We start from the raw sequence: 1,186 nt of genomic DNA on the forward strand, positions 1-1,186 counted from the left end.
AAACATAACGCCTGGCTCAGCGCGACATAGCGACGCCAAGCTTTTGTGTAAAAATGTGAGCGCAGCGAACATCACAAAAGCGAAGCAAAGCTCATGGAGTCGGCTGCAGCCATTTGTTAAGTATTTTCCGCTCCGATCTCCGACCACGCTTCATGGGGTACAATTTCTATCCCCAGCTCTTCATAGGTTTTGCTAGGCCGCCAACTTCTATGCTTTTTATTGAGAAGATCATCCTCCTCTCTAGTGATCCATACGACACGATAAAAGTTAATGAGCAAATGATAGTAGGTGGACTTATCAAGCGGCTCATGGGAGTGGAATACATCCCTGAAGAATGAAATTGGGGTCCAATGTTCATATCTTAGCTTCTTAAATATTTCCCTTATACCCCTATCCTTCACTTCAAAAGGCAGCCTGCCGGAGATATCTGAATAAGATTCACATTCTTGGAGAAGATGGAGAGCCGCCTGCGAGATAAACGGATAATCTTTCCATGGCCATTCTCTAACCACTTCATTTCCGACAAAAGCTAGAAACCGATCTCCATATAGTTCTTCATTTTCAAAGTAAATCTTATGGAGAAGCGCCAAGACCTCCGCTAAGTGGGACATCCTCTTTCGAATGTTCCTAGCAATTTCTGCATCATCTGCTAGCGATCCATCAGCAATATCCTCAGAGGGGCGCTTGCTCATTTTGAGCTGCTTTGTTCCGCTTTCTTCCCACTGAAACCTGACCGAAAAGGCCTTTTCTCTACTCATAATTTCTCAGGATTACAAAAAATACTTAACGCCTGGATAAGGCGCGCCACGCGAGCGCGCACACTTTTGTGTTAAATTGCGAGCCCCGCGAGCAACACAAAAGTGAAGCAAAGCGTAAGGCGTCGTCCTTCATTCACTGGTTAGCTATTACGCTGCGCTCCATATTTTCCGCCGCCATTTCTATCTAAATGCCCGTCGATATTTGGGTTAAAAAATAGATACCCGACGAAGAAAACCCAAAACGCGGCTGGCATGCTCACGGCCAAAACTAGGACTCGAATTGCGATCTCAGATGCAGAACCCTCCACTGGAAAAATCAAAGCTCTAAGCAGAATCACTACAAAAATCATAGTGGATATATACGCTGAGATCTTTGCCGCTCGCTTCGGTATTGACTTATCCCACATCAAATTTTCCCATCTAATAGC

At 45.0% G+C, this 1,186-nt stretch carries 2 protein-coding genes; both read right to left on the reverse strand.

Features of this window, described 5'->3' with window-relative positions; genetic code table 11:
- Window positions 1-116: 116 nt before the first annotated feature.
- Entirely contained in the window at window positions 117-758 is a 642-nt protein-coding gene (locus QSJ80_RS15530) for a hypothetical protein (RefSeq protein WP_285765383.1), read from the reverse strand.
- A gap of 140 nt (window positions 759-898) precedes the next feature.
- The coding region (locus QSJ80_RS15535; protein WP_285765384.1) for a hypothetical protein at window positions 899-1,186 on the reverse strand (288 nt) is incomplete at its 5' end.

Origin of the sequence: Biformimicrobium ophioploci (assembly GCF_030270605.1) — a bacterium.
Taxonomy (GTDB): domain Bacteria; phylum Pseudomonadota; class Gammaproteobacteria; order Pseudomonadales; family Cellvibrionaceae; genus Biformimicrobium; species Biformimicrobium ophioploci.